The sequence below is a fragment of the Flavihumibacter sp. UBA7668 genome (assembly GCF_002483205.1).
Classification (GTDB): Bacteria; Bacteroidota; Bacteroidia; order Chitinophagales; family Chitinophagaceae; genus Flavihumibacter.
On the sequence record NZ_DLHM01000004.1, the window covers coordinates 514,177 to 532,526 of the forward strand.

The window sequence follows — 18,350 nt, forward strand, 5'->3', positions numbered from 1 at the left end:
AAAGTATTGCCAAAGCATGAAATAAAGAGCAGTGATTTAATCAATCTGCAAAACATTGGCTGAGTTTTTGGGTTATCTATAGCACGCCGGCGTAATCAATTCATCATTTAACCATTAAAATTTGTTATGAAAAAGTTTTTCCTTTTCATGTTGATTTCAGCTGCCTCTGTTTTAACAGCAAACGCACAAAGTAAAGATATTGTTGGTGTAGCTGCAGGTAGTGCAGATCATTCCACACTAGTTGCTGCAGTAAAAGCGGCAGACCTGGTAGGAACCTTACAAAGTGCCGGACCATTCACTGTATTTGCACCAACAAATGCTGCATTTGGCAAACTTCCTGCAGGTACGGTTGATGGATTATTAAAACCGGAAGCAAAAGCAACGCTTACCAAAGTACTTACGTACCATGTAGTGGCAGGAAAGCTGGATGCTGCAGCAGTGATCAAAGCAATTCAATCCGGTGGTGGTAAAGCAGTATTATCTACCGTTAGCGGAGGCAAATTAACAGCAACGCTGGATGGTGGCAAAGTGAAGCTAACCGACGAAACTGGTGGTACCGCATGGGTAACTGCAACCGATTTGAAAGCCAGCAATGGTGTAATTCATGTGATCGACAGTGTAGTAATGCCAAAATAAATTGTCCGTTTATTTTTGTACTTGTATAAAGAGTTCAGCACCCAGCCGGGGAGTAATGGAATTGTAACAGGGTTCCATTATTCTCCTGCTGAATTCTTTTTTAAAGAGGGTTTCATATTCTTCTTTTGAACCACCGAATGGAGGCCCGCCTTCAAAGGAACGATTAAATAAAACGCCCACCAGCTTACCATCCACTGAAAGCAGTGACGCCATTTTCGAAACATAATCTGGTCTCAGGGATGGATCAAGTGCACAGAAAAAAGTTTGTTCCAGAATGAGATCAAATGCTCCATTTAGTTCAAAAAAATTTCCAGTTCGTATCTGCAATTCTTTTCCTTCCCATTTTTGAAAACGTTTACGAAGTGCTTCCGTTAAATCAGGCGCAATATCTATTACAGTGATCTGTTTAAATCCTGCTTTCAACAGATATTCAACCTCATATCCATTGCCACAGCCGGGAATTAAAATTCGAATATTCTTATCTGTGAGTTGATCGATATAGGCGGTCAGGGGGGGAGATGCGGATCCTATATCCCAACCGGTATCAGCCAGGCGGTAACGCTCATTCCAATAGTCGCGGTCCAGTTTTTTCATTATTTAAATCTAGGAAGTAAATCAATGAAAATTAGATAGTTGCAAAACGAACTAATTAATTTTAGAAGAGATACCTTTTTATAAAATAATAGCTAACAAACGTTAGTTGAACTGTTTTTTCTGCTATTTTTGCTCCACTTTAAGCTTATCCCATGCAGTTTCAGTTGACAGAAGAACAGTTGATGATCCAAAAGGCAGCCCGGGATTTTGCACAACAGCAATGTTTGCCGGGAGTAATTGAGCGCGATGAAAAACAGCAATTTCCAAAAGAACAGATACTGCAATTGGCTGATCTGGGTTTTATGGGAATGATGGTAGATCCTGCCTATGGCGGGGCAGGAATGGATACGATCAGTTATGTGCTGGCAATGGAAGAGATAAGTAAAGTGGATGCAAGTGTCAGTGTTTGTATGAGCGTTAATAACAGTCTGGTTTGCTGGGGACTGGAAACGTTTGGAAATGAAGACCAGAAGAAGAAATACCTGACGCCATTAGCTCAGGGTAAAAAGGATGGTGAGTTGTATATTGGTGCATTTTTATTGAGTGAGCCGGAAGCTGGAAGTGATGCTACCTCGCAACGGACATCAGCAGAAGATAAAGGCGACTATTATCTCCTGAATGGTACTAAAAACTGGATTACGAATGGTTCTTCCGCATCTGTTTATCTGGTTATAGCACAAACAGATTTAAGCAAAGGATCTTCTGGAATCAATGCTTTTATAGTTGAAAAAAACTGGCCCGGTGTAAGCGTTGGTGCGAAAGAAAATAAAATGGGGATTCGGGGAAGTGATACGCATAGCATTTCCTTTACGGATGTAAAAGTACCGAAGGAAAACCGCATTGGGGAAGACGGATTTGGGTTTAAATTTGCGATGAAAACATTGGCAGGTGGACGAATTGGAATAGCTTCGCAGGCCCTTGGAATTGCAAGTGGAGCGTATGAATTATCAGTTGCTTATTCCAAACAACGGAAGGCGTTTGGAAAAGAAATAATGCAACACCAGGCGATACAGTTCAAACTGGCGGATATGGCTACCAAAGTGGAAGCTGCCCGTCTGATGTGTTTGAAAGCAGCCTGGGAAAAAGATAATAAGAAGGATTATACGCTGAGTAGTTCAATGGCAAAAGTATTTGCATCGGAAGCAGCCATGTGGATTTCAACAGAGGCTGTGCAGATACACGGTGGCTATGGTTATGTTAAGGAATACCACGTTGAACGATTGATGCGCGATGCCAAGATTACCCAGATTTATGAGGGTACATCTGAAGTACAGCGAATTGTAATCGGTCGTTCCGTACTAAAATAGGTTTGGTTTTGCTTGCTTGAGCGCCGCTTCGAAAGAAGGGCGCTTTTTTTTGGTGAAACGTGAAAGGTGAAACGTGAAAGGACGCATCTCTCTGTTTCACTTCTCACTTTTCACCTTTCACCTTCCTTATCTTTGTCTGATGGCAATTAACCTACCTAACTATCAGCAGATAATCAATGAATGCAAGGCCGTACAGGCTACACTGGTGGCAGTCAGTAAAATCAAACCGGTTCAGGATATACGCGCACTTTATGAAGCAGGACAACGTGATTTTGGTGAAAATTATGTACAGGAACTGGTGGAGAAACAGGGCCTCCTGCCAACCGATATTCGCTGGCACTATATCGGTCACCTGCAAACGAATAAAGTAAAATTCCTGGTTCCTTTCGTTCATCTGATTCATGGGGTTGATAGTATCAAACTCTTAAAGGAAATCAGTAAACAGGCAATGAAAATAAACCGGCAGGTGGATTGTCTGCTGCAGGTATTCATCGCCAGGGAAGAAACCAAATTTGGAATGGATGCAACTGATCTGGACGACTTGGTTCAGGCTATTCAGCAGGATCCGGAAGCATTCCGGGGAGTACATATTAGAGGGATGATGGGAATGGCGTCAAATACAGATGACCCACAACAGATAAGGACAGAATTCCGTCAACTGGTACAATGGGCAACCACCTTTCTGCCGAAAATCAAGCAAACAGATAAGAAGCCCCTCCTTAGTTTCGGTATGAGCGGTGATTATAAAATTGCGCTGGAAGAGGGTTCTAATCTGATCCGGGTGGGAAGTTTGCTTTTCGGAGCTCGGAATTAAGCCCTTGAACCCTACGGGAAAAGGGTGTAAATTCGCCCTTCCAAAGGAATCTTTACAATATGAGCGAAATCAAGAAAGAAGAAGAGAAAGGCCTGAATTTTATTGAAGAAATTATTGAAGCCGACCTGGCTGCCGGAAAATATAGTTCCATTATTACCCGTTTCCCTCCGGAACCCAATGGATACCTGCATATCGGTCATGCATCCAGTATCTGCCTGAATTTTGGCCTCACCAAAAAATACCCCGGGTATACCAATCTCCGTTTTGATGATACCAATCCGGTTACAGAAGATACCGAATATGTGGAGAGTATCAAGGAAGATATCAAATGGCTGGGTTTTACCTGGAAAAACGAATTGTTCGCTTCTGATTATTTTGAAAAGTTATATGCCTTCGCCCTCCAGCTCATAAATAAAGGACTGGCCTATGTAGACGATTCCAGCTCAGAACAAATTGCTTCCATGAAAGGAACCACCACACAGCCGGGTGTGAACAGTCCGTTCAGAGAACGGTCAGTTGAAGAAAACCTGGATTTATTTGCCCGGATGAAAGCGGGGGAGTTTGCTGATGGCAGTCGCACACTACGTGCTAAAATCGATATGGCGCATCCCAATATGATCATGCGTGATCCTGTTTTGTATCGGATCAAACATGCACATCACCATCGGACCGGAGATGCCTGGTGCATTTATCCGATGTATGATTTTGCACATGGACAAAGCGATTCTATCGAAGAAGTAACCCATTCTCTTTGTACCATGGAATTTGTACCCCATCGCGAATTATACGACTGGTGTATTAAAGAATTGGAAATTTATCCTTCTCACCAATATGAATTTGCCCGTCGCAACCTGAACTATACCGTTACGAGTAAACGAAAACTGCTTCAACTGGTAAATGAAAAGCATGTAACAGGATGGGATGATCCGCGTATGCCAACTATTTCGGGACTGAGAAGAAGAGGTTATACGCCCTCCAGTATAGTTGATTTTTGTGATCGGATCGGTATCGCAAAAAGAGAAAACATGATTGATGTTTCCTTATTGGAATTCTGCGTGCGGGAAGACCTGAATAAAATTGCGCTGCGTCGCATGGTGGTGTTTGATCCGCTTAAAGTAATCCTGACCAATTATCCGGAGGGACAGGAAGAAATGCTTTCAAGTGAAGACAATCCGGAGGCTGAAACCAGCACACATCGCGATATTCCTTTCAGCAGGGAACTTTATATTGAGGCAGAAGATTTTATGGAAGTGGCACCGAAGAAATTTTTCCGGTTGGCACCCGGACAAATGGTCCGACTCAAAAGTGCGTATATTATCCGTTGTGATGAAGTGGTGAAAGATGCAGAAGGAAAAATCACAGCACTGCATTGTTCGTATATACCGGAGAGTAAAAGTGGTTCCGATACTTCCGGAATTAATGTGAAGGGTACCCTGCATTGGGTAAGTGCAAAACATGCAGTATCAGCTGAAATCAGATTGTATGATCGCCTTTTCAAAGTGGAGGATCCTTCCAGCGAAGAAGGAGATTTCAAATCCTATATAAATCCCGATTCCCTGAAAGTGATTGATCATGTATATGCTGAACCGGCTTTGATGAAATCCCGATTTGAAGAACGCTATCAGTTTTTGCGGAAAGGGTATTTCTGTCTGGATAAGGATACCAATGAAGAAAAACTTATTTTCAACAGAACGGTTACCCTGAAAGATACCTGGGCAAAAGAGCAGAAAAAATAAGAGAAGCAGGAGCTATTCAGAACCAGTCCCATGCAATTACGCGCCATTCGCCGCTTTCATCTTCGTATTCGTGGATGACTTCAAAGCCCATTTTCAGATGGGCCGCCATGGATCGTTTGTTCAAAGGCGATACCTCCGTAACCATACAGTCAAACTGCTTGCCGAAGTATTTTGCATGAGCCTGGTACAATCCCTGAAAAATTCCCTGTCCGCGAAAAGCTGCCGCAACGCAGATCTGTCCCAAATAATAATAGCGTTTATTGGCCATAGGATGCCCTTTAAAGCGCATGGCAGGCAGCTGGCTGTACATGCCATTTAATTCAGGAAACAGGTCGATACAGTCAATTGGAAGCGATAATGCGTAACCTGCCAGCTGATCCTTTTCTCGAGCAATAACTGAAGGCATTACTGCATGCATTTTTTGAAGCAGGTTGATATCATGTTGCAGTGTTACAAAACCCTGACTTTCTTTTGTAACAGCATCCAGGTTTTGTTTGAGATTGGCTCGTTGCAAGACGAGGATTTCTTCCATCTCAGGAAGCTCCTGAACAAGTCGGTATTCCATTGCTAAAAGCCTTTTTTTGCAGGCGTTTTTTGTTTGGATTGGAGGGTGGCATAATCAAATACCAGGTGGCAGAAAGCTTTGACACCTACATCCAGCTGACTGTCATCGATATAAAAATCAGGAGTGTGGTGCCCGGGTGCTTTTGCAGGATCGGTTCCAACAGGCATTCCGCCCAGATTAAAAAATAAGGCCGGGGCTTTTTCTCCGAAGAAGGAGAAGTCTTCGGCTCCGGTTGTCCAGGATTGGGTCTGTACCCTGTCTTTTCCGGCAGCTTTCTGAAGGGAGGGGACCATCATGTTGGTTAAGCTGGAATCATTGGTGGTTACCAGGGTTTTTGTATCAATGGAAACTTCCACTGTTGCACCACTTGCTTCGGCAATTTTCTGTGCCGTTTTTCTGAGTCGTTCATGCACATCTTTTTGCATTTCTGCATCAAGGGTACGTATCGTGCCTTCCAAAATGGCTTCTTCCGGTATGATATTACTTCTTACACCACTGTGAAATTTGCCAACCGTGATCACTACCGGCGCTTTCACTATATTTTCCTGCCGACTTACAATTGTCTGCAGTCCTGCAATGATTTGAGTTCCCACAACAATTGGATCGATGCTTCCCCAGGGGGCTGATCCATGTGCCTGTTTGCCTTTAACTTTGATGGTAAACCAGTCGGATGAAGCCATGAAGGGGCCTGCTTTGTAACGGATGGATCCGCTTTCCGTACTGGAAGAAATATGCAGCCCGAAGATGGCATCCACTTTGGGGTTGTCCATCACGCCTTCTTTCACCATTAAGGGGGCGCCACCTTCTTCATCACCTGGCGGACCTTCTTCAGCAGGTTGAAAAATGAATTTGATGGTTCCGGCAAGATCCTTTTTCATACTGGCCAGTACTTCTGCTGTTCCCATCAGGATGGCAACATGACTATCATGCCCACAGGCATGCATAACCGGAACGGTTTGTCCGAGATAATCAGCCTGCACGGTAGATTTAAATGGAATATCAACTCGTTCTTCAACCGGCAATGCATCCATATCGGCACGCAGTGCGATCACCGGTCCGGGTTTGCCGCCTTTCAATAAACCCACCACTCCTGTTTTTGCCACTTTTTCCTGCACTTCGATTCCGAGCGAACGAAGGTGTTGGGCGATGTACTCCATTGTTTTGGTTTCCCGATTGCTAAGCTCAGGATATTGGTGGATATGCCGCCTCCATTCAATTACTTTGGGTAAAATCTGTTTGGCTTTTGCCTGGATGGTGGCATCGATGGCGGATTGTGCAAATGAAATCGAGGAAAAAGCGAGTGCTGATAGTATCAAAACCGGAATACGCATAAGGATGAGTTGATATGCGGTAATTTAAGCAAAACTCAGTGATGTTCACCAAATACGCTTCGTAATTCATCGGCAATTTCACCCAGGGTGCATTTTTGTTCAACAGCTTCAATTACAGCCGGCATAATATTTTCGCCGGAAGCTGCTATATCGTTGAGGTTTTGCAATACCTGATCTACCATTGCCGGATTCCGGTTGTTTTTAAGGGCATTTAGTTTTTGCGTTTGTACCAGGCGGATGGAATCGTCGATTTTAAAAACAGGAATCGGGGCTTCTGTTCCAATCTGGAATTTATTTACGCCTACTATAATTTTTTCACCAGTTTCAATTCCCTTCTGGTATTCGTAGGCACTGCGGGCAATTTCCTCCTGCATGAACCCCTGTTCAATGGCAGCAACACTGCCGCCCATGGCATCGATCCGGGCAATAAGCGCGAAAGCCTGTTCTTCCAGTTCCGCAGTGAGTGCTTCCACAAAATAAGAGCCGGCAAGCGGGTCTACAGTGTCTGCAACACCACTTTCAAAAGCAACAATTTGCTGGGTTCTCAGTGCGATGCGGGCCGCTTCTTCCGTAGGTAAAGAAAGAGCTTCATCATAGCCGTTGGTATGCAGTGATTGGGTGCCGCCAAGTACGGCGGCAAGCGTTTGCAGGGTAACCCGACTGATATTGTTTTGCGGTTGCTGTGCAGTTAAAGTGCTTCCACCGGTTTGGGTATGAAAGCGCAACATCATGGCTTTGGGATCTGTTGCTCCCAGTTCTTTCATAATGGCTGCCCACATTCTGCGGGCTGCTCTGAATTTCGCCACCTCTTCAAAGAGATTATTATGTGAATTGAAAAAGAAGGAGAGTCGTTTTCCGAATACATTGATATCGAGTCCGCGTTCCTTTGCTGCCTGCACATAGGCTTTACCGTTAGATAATGTAAAAGCGATTTCCTGCACAGCCGAAGAGCCGGCCTCCCGGATATGGTAACCCGAAATGGAAATTGTATTCCATTTGGGTAGGGAAGCACTGCACCACTCAAAAATATCAGTGATGATGCGCATGGAGGGTTTGGGTGGATAGATATACGTACCTCGGGCAGCATATTCTTTGAGAATATCATTTTGGATGGTACCGCTGATTTTGGTAAGATCAGCACCCTGCTGTTTGGCCAGTGCCACATAAAAAGATAGTAGGATAAAACCGGTGGCATTGATTGTCATGGATGTGCTGACCGATTCAAGGGGGATTCCGTTGAATAGTTCCTGCATATCTTCCAGGCTATCGATGGCTACACCAACTTTTCCCACTTCCCCTTCCGACATGGCATGATCGCTGTCGTATCCGATTTGTGTAGGCAGGTCAAAAGCGACGGATAATCCGGATACTCCCTGAGATAACAGGTAATGATAGCGTTTATTGCTTTCTTCCGCCGTGGAGAAACCGGCATACTGGCGCATGGTCCATTGTTTGCCACGGTACATATCCGGCTGAACACCTCTGGTAAAAGGAAACTCACCGGGTTGTTCGGAGCGATCCCGGTTGGAGGGGAGATCTTCGGGATAATAAACCGGTTTAATTTCAATGCCGCTATCAGTTCTGATCTTTTTTTCTGCCATAACAATCGTTTAATTCAATCAACTCAATAACTTCTTTGCTTCATAGCTGAGTGCTTCCTGAACGAGGCCGTGCATGGATCCCTGTGGCTGGTTCATGACGAATTCGATTATTTTTTTATTGAATTCAACACCGCTCAGCTCGTCCGGTAAAATGGCTCCAAGCTGGTTTACGATCATTATATTTTGTTCTTTCAGATTTCGGATGGCATCCCAGGCTGCCGCGCTTACATAAATCTGTTGGGAGAGATTGTATTCAAATTCCTGTTTGATGGTTTGGGTAAGCAACTGTTGCATGGTGCGTTTATCAAAGGCGGGATCATTGCTTCTGCTGATGACATTGGGCAGAGCGATCCGATCGGCCAGGATAACCAAACGTTCGTAAGCAGCCAGTTGCATTTGTTTGTTGGGATTGTTTTCTTTTGGAGTTTCAGCTGGTGCCGCCTTAGGAATGGCAGCCAGTGATTTTTTATCCTTTCGGTAGAAATAAAGGTAGAGAACAACAAATCCCAATAAAACAACGCCGGCAATAATCGAAACAGTGGTATTATCCATGGTTTTAAGCTATTAAGCAACAAATTTAACGGCTTGTTGGCCACCACAAAGTTTTTTTGCGCTCATCACCCGCCGGGTGGCACCGGTCGGGTGGCACCCGACCGGTGCCACCCGGCGGGTGATGAGGAAAATCGTTATTTTTGCAGAAACAAATCGCAACGTATGGAAACAGCAATAGAAACGCCGGTGACAATGACAGCGGGAGCGGTAGCTGAGATCAGACGGCTGATGCAGGATCCGGGATTTGACAAAACCCAGCAATTAAGGGTAGGGGTTAAGGGCGGTGGTTGTTCCGGCATGAGTTATATCCTCGGTTTTGATAAAGTGGAAGAAGGCGATGAACAGTTTTTAATTGAAGATATCCCCTGCACCATGAATAAATCGCATGGCATCTACCTGATGGGAATGGAGATCGACTGGCAGGATGGACTCAATAACCGCGGATTCACGTTCACGAATCCCAATGCCAGCAAAACCTGTGGCTGCGGAACTTCTTTCGCCGTTTAATTAACGGCGAAAAGAAAATCCCACTCCGACTGTATAATAAATATCTTCAAAATCAATCATTTTACCTCCGCCCCGGATCTGGAAGCCGCCGATATCAATAATGGCACCTGCTTCGACTACAGGTTTAAAGAATTGCTGATCGGTGTTTTTGATCCATTCCGTTTCAACAAAACGTCCGGAATCATTGTATTCATCCACTTCAATATAGGCTTGCGAATAATTAACGCCACCACCAGCATAGAGCCATAGCGGGAAGGCGATTTTTTTTGTTAGACCAATCATTCCGTCAAAATGATTGGTTCGGGTAGCGCCTGTTGGCCTTATATCATCCATTACGTTGTCTTCATACACACCCTGGTCATTTACTGTATAAAAACTGCCGCCTTTAAATAGTGCTTCATTGGCTTTTACCGAAACATACATACCAATCTTGCGGTTGTTGATGGTACCGAACGATAAGCCGATTGGCGCCAGGCTATCATACACATAGGCTATAAATCCTCTGCTTGGCCGACCATAACGAATAGCTTTTCGATTGGCTGTTTTGATAGCTGATTCCAGTGCCGGTGTTCCGGAACAAATCGATTTTATCCTATTGAGGTAGGTAATCGTTTGTTTTTGGTCATAGGCCGTTTTTTTATTTTTATCTGTATCAGCTGCAGCCTGATATGCATTGCACATGGTTTGTCTGGTTGCTGCTATTTCTGATCCGTTTGGATATTGTTGCTGGTATTTTTTGAAATAATATTCCATATCCTTGAAGTTCTTTTCCGATGCAGCTTTATTTCCAAAACGGATTAATGCGCGTTGTACAATATCATCGGCTTCAGCTTTATGGTTACGAAGTGTATTCCCTTTCAAATAAGTTTCAAAAGATTCAAGTGTATTTGTTTTTCTGGTAGTTTGCCAGGCAAGTTCATCTTCTGCAAACTTTTTTTGTTTAATGGCTTCAGCATCGTTGGATTGAAATCGAAGTGCGGTGGAGAAATTGGAAATGGCCGTGCTGAAATTGCCGTTTTTCATATTTTGTTTTCCCTGTGCAAGTGCCTCATTATATCCATTGATGCGATTCATCTCCGGTGTATTATTAATTCGCTTGTACAAGGTTTGTGCACCGGCATCTTTTGCCAATGATGCATCTTTTAAAATGTCCAAAGCCTGAGGATAATTTTTTTGCTCCACGTAGAGATCTACTGCATTCAAGGCAAATTCAGTTTTTGATTTGTCCATTTCCCAGAGTCTTTTCCATTCATCAGCAGCTTTTTTATCACCTTGTTTTTCCTGTTTTTCTGCTGATTCCAATACCTGATTGGCTGCGCGGTAGGACAGAATTTCTTTTCTCAGTTCTTCTATGGAAGCTTGCAACTTTTCATCAGCAAGCGGTTCTGCCTGTGCCAGATATTCAGTAGCTTTTTCAGGCTGGTTCAGTTTCAAAAAAGCCAATGCTGCATAATAATAACCATTTCCCTTTGTTGGATCAGCGATGACAAGATCGGGAGCTGTAACTACGACTTCATCCCATCTGCCATTTTTGATATGGTCTTTGATTTTGGTTTCCAATGTTAAAAAATCATCCGTTTGTGCTACTGCCAGTACACTGAATACCAGGAGAAGTCCGGTTAAAATAGCCTTCATCGTATAATGTATAATTGAATTAATTAGTTACTTTTTGCAGGATCATATCATATCGCGACTTCGATGATGATTTTCGGAGCGCATCCATATCGGAATCAGACAGTCCATTTACCCATGAATGGTAATGGCTTTTATATTTGACGGATTCTTCTTCACAGCCATAATAGACACTGTTATTTGCATGCAGATTTTCCATCGATCCTACACAGGTTAGCCGGTTGTTGGCGATGAGATTAAATTCTCCCTGGGCATCTCTTCCATAACAGGAACATCCTGCTTTTTCACATGCTCTCAGTAAACGGATGCGTTCTGCATTGGCTTTTGAATCGTGTTCGGACTGTTTTTTTCGATATTGATCTGATTTGTCATTTGCAAGGCTGCCTAAGCGTTCAAGCGATGCAACCCGTGCAATCCGTGCATCTTCCAATATCTTTCTTTTGGATGTAAAGGCATTTCTCAGGCCTTTCAACGCTTCTTCCTGGATCTTACTAAGATTCACCGTTAAGTCCCAGATTTTATCTTCGGCTGCTTTAATTTCAGTCTGTAATTGCTGCCGATCTGATTCAAACCTTTCTTCATAGGACTTTTGTTCATTCAGATTCTGCTCTATTCTGTTCTCCAACTCTTTTCTGTTATCATCAAGTACAGTTTTTTCATCAACAGTTAACATGGAATTGATTTGCAATTCGGTTTTAACGGTTGATAGTTTGGTTCTTAGCGAATTCAAATCCGTTTTTAATCTGCTGAGCCGATCCCTGTGTAATTGTTCCAGATCATAAAGTCTGGTGCGGTTACCTGTAATTTTTTCGTTAAGTTGTTTTTTCTGCAAATCAATTTTCTGCGCAACTTTATCCTTCAACTCACTGATTGCTTTTGTTTCTTCCTGTTGAAGTTCACTTAGTTTTACCTTGATGATATTGATGCGGTCTTCAGCATAATGTTTTTCAGCCAGCGTTACCAGTATGCCATCCACCCATAGAAGGGTAATCGATTTAGCTTCCTGCACTACTTTGTCTTTATACTCTTTGCTGAGCGCCACAATCTGTGCTCTTAGATCATCTGTTTTTCCACGCAAATCAGTCATTTGTTTATCCAGATCTGCCCGTTTGCGGGTAAATTCATTTTCTTCTGTCTGAAATTTTTTGATTACCTCTTCCTGGGCGGCGATCAGGCGATCATACTCTGCCATTTTGGATTCAATATGTTCTTTGGTAGCAGGAACGGAAACACCATTCACCCGGCGTAAATGTCCGGAGAATGTTTCGGAGCCACCTCTTTCGAGTTCTGATTTTGGGCGCTTACACTCACTGCAATATAATCCGCTGCGTAACTCATTCAGGGCACGTGCTTTTTCAGCAATCAGGTCGTTTAATTTTTTCTTATGAGCCAGCAGTTTTTGATTTTCTGCATCATAGGATTCCAGGTGTTGCCGGTTTAATGCAGCAAATTTTTCATCGTTAGCCTGTATGGTATTTGCCAGGCTTTCAATGCTGGACAGCGTACCGGCACCGGCGGTTTGTCCGATAGCAATTAATTGCAGGCCCACCAGAGCGGTGGCCAGCAGTATACTAACCAGTTTCATGTATAACTTGTTTAGGGTTTAAGTTTATCAAGCCTGAACAGTCTAACATCAACGGTTAAGCGCTGAGAATATTTTAAGTTATCATGTATTTCGGGATTAAAATTTGAATTCTCCACTAATACCAAAAAAAGAAGCTATCTCAAATAGATAGCTTCTTTTTTTGTAATATAATGATATAACTTATGCTTTCACTGCTGGTGTAACAGGAGCCTCAACACTGGCTTCCATTACTTCATTTGAGTCACCACCAAGTGGTTTGCTTTTGCCAAAATCCACGAGGATCGGAGCAGCCACAAAGATGGATGAATACACCCCGGTAATTACACCAATCAACATCGCAAAGGCGAAACCTTTGGTTACCTCACCGCCTACGAGGAAGAGGATCAGGATGGTCAGGAATACCGTAACAGAAGTCATAATCGTTCTGCTAAGGGTATCATTGATTGATTTATTGATGATTTGTGCACGGGTTGCATTTTTCATCAGGTGACTGTTTTCGCGGATGCGGTCAAATACAATAACGGTATCATTCGTAGAGAAACCGATTACGGTAAGGATGGCTGCAATAAAGTGCTGATCAATTTCCAGAGAGAAAGGCACAATATCCTTAAAGAACGAGAATACGATCAGGGTAACCAGCGCATCGTGAATCAATGCCACAATGGTACCAAATGAGTATCTCCAGTCACGGAAACGAATCAGGATATAGAGGAAGATCGCCAACAGAGACCAGAAGGTGGCCCATTTGGCACCCTGTTTAAGATCATCTGAAATGGTTGGAACGACTTTCTTGGAACCCTGTTTGTATTTGGTATCGAACTCTTCTGCAGTAGTGTTGGCAGGAAGAAAATTTTTCAATCCTTCAAATAGTTTAGCCTGCACCTGATCATCGATTTCAGGACCTGATTGTTCGATCAGGTAATCCGTTACAATATCAAGTTGATTCGCACCACCGTATGTTTTAATGATTGGTGTACTTCCCAATACTTTTTCAAGATCATTGGAAACCTCAGTGGTAGAAACTGCTTTATCAAATTTGACGATAAAACTGCGACCTCCACTGAATTCAACTCCCTGATTAAAACCATTGAATAAAGCGCCAACTCCAAGTGCAAGAATAATCGCAGATACGATATAGGTGATCTTCCGCACTTTAACGTAATCGAAATTCGCTTTCTTAAAGAGATTACGACTTAAGCTGGTGAAGTATTTGAAGTGACGGTTTTTATTGGTATAGAAATCAGTAACCATACGGGAAATCAGGATACCACAAAACAGACTCAGTAGCAAACCGAGAATCTGAGTGGTAGCGAATCCAAGCACGGGACCGAGACCAAAATAAAACAGAATACATGCTGTCAGCAAAGAGGTAAGGTGACCATCCAGAACTGGTGCCAGCGAACGGCTATAGCCATCTGAAACAGCCTGCTGGTATGATTTGCCTCTTGTTAATTCATCCTTAATCCGTTCGAATATCACCACATTGGTATCCACTGCCATACCGATTGTCAGAACCAGACCGGCAATACCAGGGGCTGTCAGTGTTGCATTCAGTGAACTCAGCACCCCAACAGTAAACAACAGGTTCAGGAAGAGTGAAATATTAGCAACCCATCCGGCTGTGTTATAGTATACCAGCATCAGGATAAAGATCACTGCAAATGAAATCAGGAAGGAGAGTGAACCACCTGAAATAGCTTCCTGTCCAAGTGTTGGTCCAACTACCTGCTCCTGTACAATTTTGGCAGGCGCATCCAGTTTACCACTTTTCAGGATATTGGATAAATCCTGTCCTTCCTGCACGCTGAAGGAGCCGGAAATCTGTGAGTTACCACCGGTAATCGGTTCATTTACATTAGGAGCAGAATAAACGATTTCATCCAACACAATAGCAATGGCGCGTCCAACATTATCGCCCGTCATTTTCGCCCAGATTTTCTCCCCCTGCTTACTCATTACCATGTTAACGGTAACCTGATTGGTAACCGGATTGAAATCCTGGAATGCGTCGGTGATATTTTCACCTTCGAGTTTAGCTTTTTCAGAACCTGGTACGGTTTTGATGCCATAGAGCGCAACAAAATCCTGCACTTTTCCATCTTCGTTTTTCTCCGGCATTCCGAAGAGAAATTTTACATCACCCGGCATATTGTTTTGCACTACCGGATTGTTGAGGTAAGACATCGCCAATGCGGTATCTTTTGTTGCAACAAAACCAAGATAAGGAGCAAAAACCGGACGTCCATCCTGCCCCTGCTGAGGAGGAACAAACTGGATGGTTGCCAGAATTGGATTGGTAGCACGTGCAGCTTCCGGTGTTTGCGCTGCAGCAGTTTTAGACGTGTCGCCGCTTTTCAGAACATTGGCAAGAGAGCTGGTATCAGCACCTGCGGTGGTTGTATCAACGGTTACCGGTTTAGCTACCGTATCAACAGTAGGATTGCTTCCTTTCAGATAAGCAGCCAATGCTTTGTCAGCTGCTTCCAGGCTGCGATCCAGTTCGCCAATATTGTATACTTCAAAGAATTGCAGGTTGGCGGTTGATTGCAGGTACTTACGAACCCGCTCCGGGTCACTAGCACCAGCCAGTTCAACCGTGATGATACCTTTGGTTTCATCCAGACTGATATTTGGTTGCGCCACCCCGAATTTGTCAATCCGTTTGGTCAGTACATCATAGGTCTGTTTCATAGCAGCAGTTGCCTGCTCCCGGATATACTGTACAACAGCATTATCCGTTGCATCCACTTTAACCTGATTGCGCGTACTGTTTGAAAACAAGGGTGCCAATTTCATACCCGGATTCACCTCTTTAAAAGATTGTGCAAACAGGGTAATAAAATCAGCATCTGATGTTGCTTTTTTACGGTTTGCTTCATCAATCGCTTTTTTCAGATTGGGATCAGTTGGATTGTTACTCAAACCTCTGATCAGTCCGTCTAATGCAACGTCCATCGTAACGTTGATACCGCCCTGAAGATCAAGACCGAGCAGTAATTCGTTTTCTTTGGCTTTTTGATAGGAATGTCCCCACCACGTAATCTTTTCATTACGGGTGCTGTCCTGCAATCGTCTGATGGTAGATTTTTTGATCTCATTCAGCGTGTCCTGGTACTTCAGTTGGAGGTCCTGGTTGCCAGCATACTTTTGTTCTGGTTTAGGGTAGGTGTTCACATACCGCATTGCTTTTTCTTCGATGCCTTTTTCATGCTGGTTCACGAACCAGGTAAATGATAACTGGTACAGTGAAATCAGGATCAGGAAAGCAGTAAAGATGCTCACGAGTATTCTCATCGCAATACTTGTTTCGTTTTTTGTAGTTTTTTAAAGAGTGGCAAATATAGGATTTCGGATGAAATATTGACAGGATGTAGTTTTTAGAGTAGTTATCCCGGAAAAAATACGGAATTTGCAAATCCGGTTGGAACCGGAACAGAGGGGGAAAACCTGTCTTTCAGATGTTATAATAATTGAATATGAGTTGGAGAAATAGCCTGATTCCGGGTGTCCTGATTGCATTTATACTGGTTGGCTGCCTTAAACAGGAGGATAAAACCGGGGAAGGTCCCAGGGCAAAGATCCTGCTGGTGAATGCTGCACTGGATGCTGCACCTGTAAATTTATTGCTGGATGGCAACCCGATTTCCGATTCAGATCTTCCTTTTGGCAGTGCAGGCGAGCTGAACGATAATGGCTATATCCCTGCCCGCCCTGGTATACAAACTATTGGCTGGAAGGTTGGAGATGAAATATATACAGAGGGTAAATTTTTAGCATGGGATCCGAATGCCTATTATACCGTCCTTCATTTTGATACGGCAGTAAATGGCTTTGGCAGCTGGACCATAATCCGGGATGACCCGGAAACCACCGATACTTCTGCAAGGGTACGCTTTATTAATTGTGTAGCGGGACCGGATTCTCTTAGTTTATGGCTGATTAATCCAAATGATACCCTGGTGGTGGCCAGCCGGCGGGCATTTCTTGAATTCACCGGAATCACCGGCACTGATTTTACCGTAAATGTTGTACCAGGTAGCTGGCGCTACGAATTAATAGATAAGAATAACCTGGTATTGGATGGGGGGGATTTCCCGGTTAGCGCTGCAAGTATGTACAGTTTTATTGGCATCGGAGAAACGGGCGCCACAGGGGATAAACAGCCCAGGTTATTAACCATTCTCCAAAAGAAATGACGGTATTAAACCGGTCATTTTGTATTTTTACCAATTGTCAGGCAATCATTCAATAAACAAACCAATTTAGCAAAACAACATGTCTCTATCATCCCGGTTGCAGCGCTTCAGTGAACCAGAAACGCTGCGTATGGCCAAAATGGGCCGCGAACTTCGTGCAAAAGGATTTGATGTTATCGACCTCAGTTTAGGTGAACCAGATTTTGATACCCCCGAACATATTAAAGAAGCTGCCAAAAAAGCGGTGGATGAAAACTGGAGCCATTATCCTCCTGTTGCCGGTTATCCGGATCTGCGCGAAGCCGTTTGCACCAAATTAAAACGCGATAACAATCTGGAGTATAAACCCGAGAATATTCTGGTATCAACCGGCGCCAAACAAAGTATTGCCAACCTTATTATGGCCCTGGTGGATACCGGAGATGAAGTGGTGATTCCAACCCCTTACTGGGTTTCCTATTCCGAAATCGTAAAAATGTCGGAAGGTGTTCCTGTTATGATCCGCACCTCGGCCGCAGCCGGATATAAAGTTAGTGCTGCAGAAGTGGAAGCGGCCATTACGCCCAAAACCAAACTCTTCATGTTCTCTTCACCATGTAACCCTACCGGTGCTGTATACTCGAAGGAAGAGCTTTCGGCTTTGGCGGATGTTTTTCGCAAACATCCTGAGGTGTATATCATGAGTGATGAAATCTATGAATATATCAACTACAATGGCAAACATGAAAGCATTGCCCAGTTTGATGATATCAAAGACCGTGTTATCATCATCAATGGTTTGAGTAAAGGTTTTGCTATGACCGGATATCGCCTGGGCTTTATAGCCGGCGCTCCTGAAATTGTCAAAGCCTGTGAAAAAATACAGGGACAAATAACAAGTGGAGCCAATGCCGTTACCCAACGTGCAGCCATCGTTGCCTTAACAACTGATCTGGCTCCCAGCAGAGCTATGGTAAAGGAATTTGCAGAACGCAAAAAAGTTATCATGCAATTGCTGAGTGAGTTGCCAGGAGTTACCTGCAATGAACCTGATGGTGCCTTTTATGTATTCCCGGATATCAGTTCCTATTTCGGAAAATCAGATGGAACAACTACCGTAAACAATTCGGACGAATTATGTTTTTATATTCTCGAGAATGCACACGTTACAACCGTAACCGGAAAAGCATTCGGAGAAGACAAATGTATCCGGATCGCATTCACCAACAGCCTGCCTAAAATTCAGGAAGGAATGGCCCGCATCAAAGCTGTGCTGGCGAAGTTGAAGTAAGATCTTCACCCGTCGGGTTTACCC

The 18,350-nt window shown here is 43.7% G+C and carries 15 protein-coding genes; 7 read left to right on the top strand and 8 right to left on the bottom strand.

Annotated elements, in window-relative coordinates; translation table 11 throughout:
• Nucleotides 1-126 precede the first annotated feature (126 nt).
• Nucleotides 127-636 (top strand): fasciclin domain-containing protein, encoded by a 510-nt coding sequence (locus B2746_RS10350; RefSeq protein WP_290793121.1) that lies wholly within the window; start codon nt 127-129, stop codon nt 634-636.
• Nucleotides 637-645: 9 nt separating this feature from the next.
• Here B2746_RS10350 and B2746_RS10355 read toward each other — a convergent pair whose 3' ends face one another.
• A complete protein-coding gene (locus tag B2746_RS10355; RefSeq protein WP_290793124.1) occupies nt 646-1,230 on the bottom strand; it encodes a methyltransferase domain-containing protein in 585 nt (194 codons plus the stop codon).
• Between the two features lie 152 nt (nt 1,231-1,382).
• Between B2746_RS10355 and B2746_RS10360 the strand changes: the two genes are divergently transcribed.
• From B2746_RS10360 to B2746_RS10370, 3 genes are all read left to right on the top strand, one after another.
• Nucleotides 1,383-2,537: an acyl-CoA dehydrogenase gene (locus tag B2746_RS10360; protein ID WP_290793127.1), complete on the top strand. Its 1,155-nt coding sequence runs from the start codon at nt 1,383-1,385 to the stop codon at nt 2,535-2,537.
• Between the two features lie 139 nt (nt 2,538-2,676).
• Nucleotides 2,677-3,351: a YggS family pyridoxal phosphate-dependent enzyme gene (locus B2746_RS10365; RefSeq protein WP_290793130.1), complete on the top strand. Its 675-nt coding sequence runs from the start codon at nt 2,677-2,679 to the stop codon at nt 3,349-3,351.
• 59 nt (nt 3,352-3,410) lie between these two features.
• Complete coding sequence (locus B2746_RS10370) at nt 3,411-5,087, top strand: glutamine--tRNA ligase/YqeY domain fusion protein (RefSeq protein WP_290793133.1); 1,677 nt, start codon at nt 3,411-3,413, stop codon at nt 5,085-5,087.
• Nucleotides 5,088-5,103: 16 nt separating this feature from the next.
• Here the strand turns inward: B2746_RS10370 and B2746_RS10375 are convergent, their stop codons facing one another.
• From B2746_RS10375 to B2746_RS10390, 4 genes are read right to left on the bottom strand one after another with little or no spacing between them, the layout of a single operon-like run.
• Complete coding sequence (locus B2746_RS10375; RefSeq protein WP_290793135.1) at nt 5,104-5,652, bottom strand: GNAT family N-acetyltransferase; 549 nt, start codon at nt 5,650-5,652, stop codon at nt 5,104-5,106.
• Between the two features lie 2 nt (nt 5,653-5,654).
• Complete coding sequence (locus tag B2746_RS10380) at nt 5,655-6,983, bottom strand: amidohydrolase (protein ID WP_290793137.1); 1,329 nt, start codon at nt 6,981-6,983, stop codon at nt 5,655-5,657.
• A 35-nt stretch (nt 6,984-7,018) separates the two neighbouring features.
• Nucleotides 7,019-8,584, bottom strand: a complete 1,566-nt coding sequence (locus tag B2746_RS10385) for an acyl-CoA mutase large subunit family protein (protein ID WP_290793139.1) — start codon at nt 8,582-8,584, stop codon at nt 7,019-7,021.
• Nucleotides 8,585-8,602: 18 nt separating this feature from the next.
• Nucleotides 8,603-9,136: a hypothetical protein gene (locus B2746_RS10390; protein ID WP_290793141.1), complete on the bottom strand. Its 534-nt coding sequence runs from the start codon at nt 9,134-9,136 to the stop codon at nt 8,603-8,605.
• Between the two features lie 162 nt (nt 9,137-9,298).
• Here B2746_RS10390 and B2746_RS10395 point away from each other — a divergent pair, with 162 nt between their 5' ends.
• Entirely contained in the window at nt 9,299-9,643 is a 345-nt protein-coding gene (locus tag B2746_RS10395; protein WP_290793143.1) for a HesB/IscA family protein, read from the top strand.
• On the opposite strand, the gene B2746_RS10400 is transcribed toward B2746_RS10395, so the two are convergent.
• The 3 genes from B2746_RS10400 to secDF all read right to left on the bottom strand — a co-directional run bounded on the left by B2746_RS10400 (nt 9,644) and on the right by secDF (nt 16,154).
• A complete protein-coding gene (locus B2746_RS10400; RefSeq protein WP_290793146.1) occupies nt 9,644-11,278 on the bottom strand; it encodes a hypothetical protein in 1,635 nt (544 codons plus the stop codon).
• A 19-nt stretch (nt 11,279-11,297) separates the two neighbouring features.
• Nucleotides 11,298-12,860: a hypothetical protein gene (locus B2746_RS10405; protein ID WP_290793150.1), complete on the bottom strand. Its 1,563-nt coding sequence runs from the start codon at nt 12,858-12,860 to the stop codon at nt 11,298-11,300.
• Between the two features lie 180 nt (nt 12,861-13,040).
• Nucleotides 13,041-16,154, bottom strand: a complete 3,114-nt coding sequence (gene secDF, locus B2746_RS10410) for a protein translocase subunit SecDF (protein WP_290793152.1) — start codon at nt 16,152-16,154, stop codon at nt 13,041-13,043.
• Between the two features lie 182 nt (nt 16,155-16,336).
• Here secDF and B2746_RS10415 point away from each other — a divergent pair, with 182 nt between their 5' ends.
• Nucleotides 16,337-17,056 (top strand): hypothetical protein, encoded by a 720-nt coding sequence (locus tag B2746_RS10415; protein WP_290793155.1) that lies wholly within the window; start codon nt 16,337-16,339, stop codon nt 17,054-17,056.
• Nucleotides 17,057-17,135: 79 nt separating this feature from the next.
• Nucleotides 17,136-18,326 (top strand): pyridoxal phosphate-dependent aminotransferase, encoded by a 1,191-nt coding sequence (locus B2746_RS10420; RefSeq protein ID WP_290793158.1) that lies wholly within the window; start codon nt 17,136-17,138, stop codon nt 18,324-18,326.
• Nucleotides 18,327-18,350 lie beyond the last annotated feature (24 nt).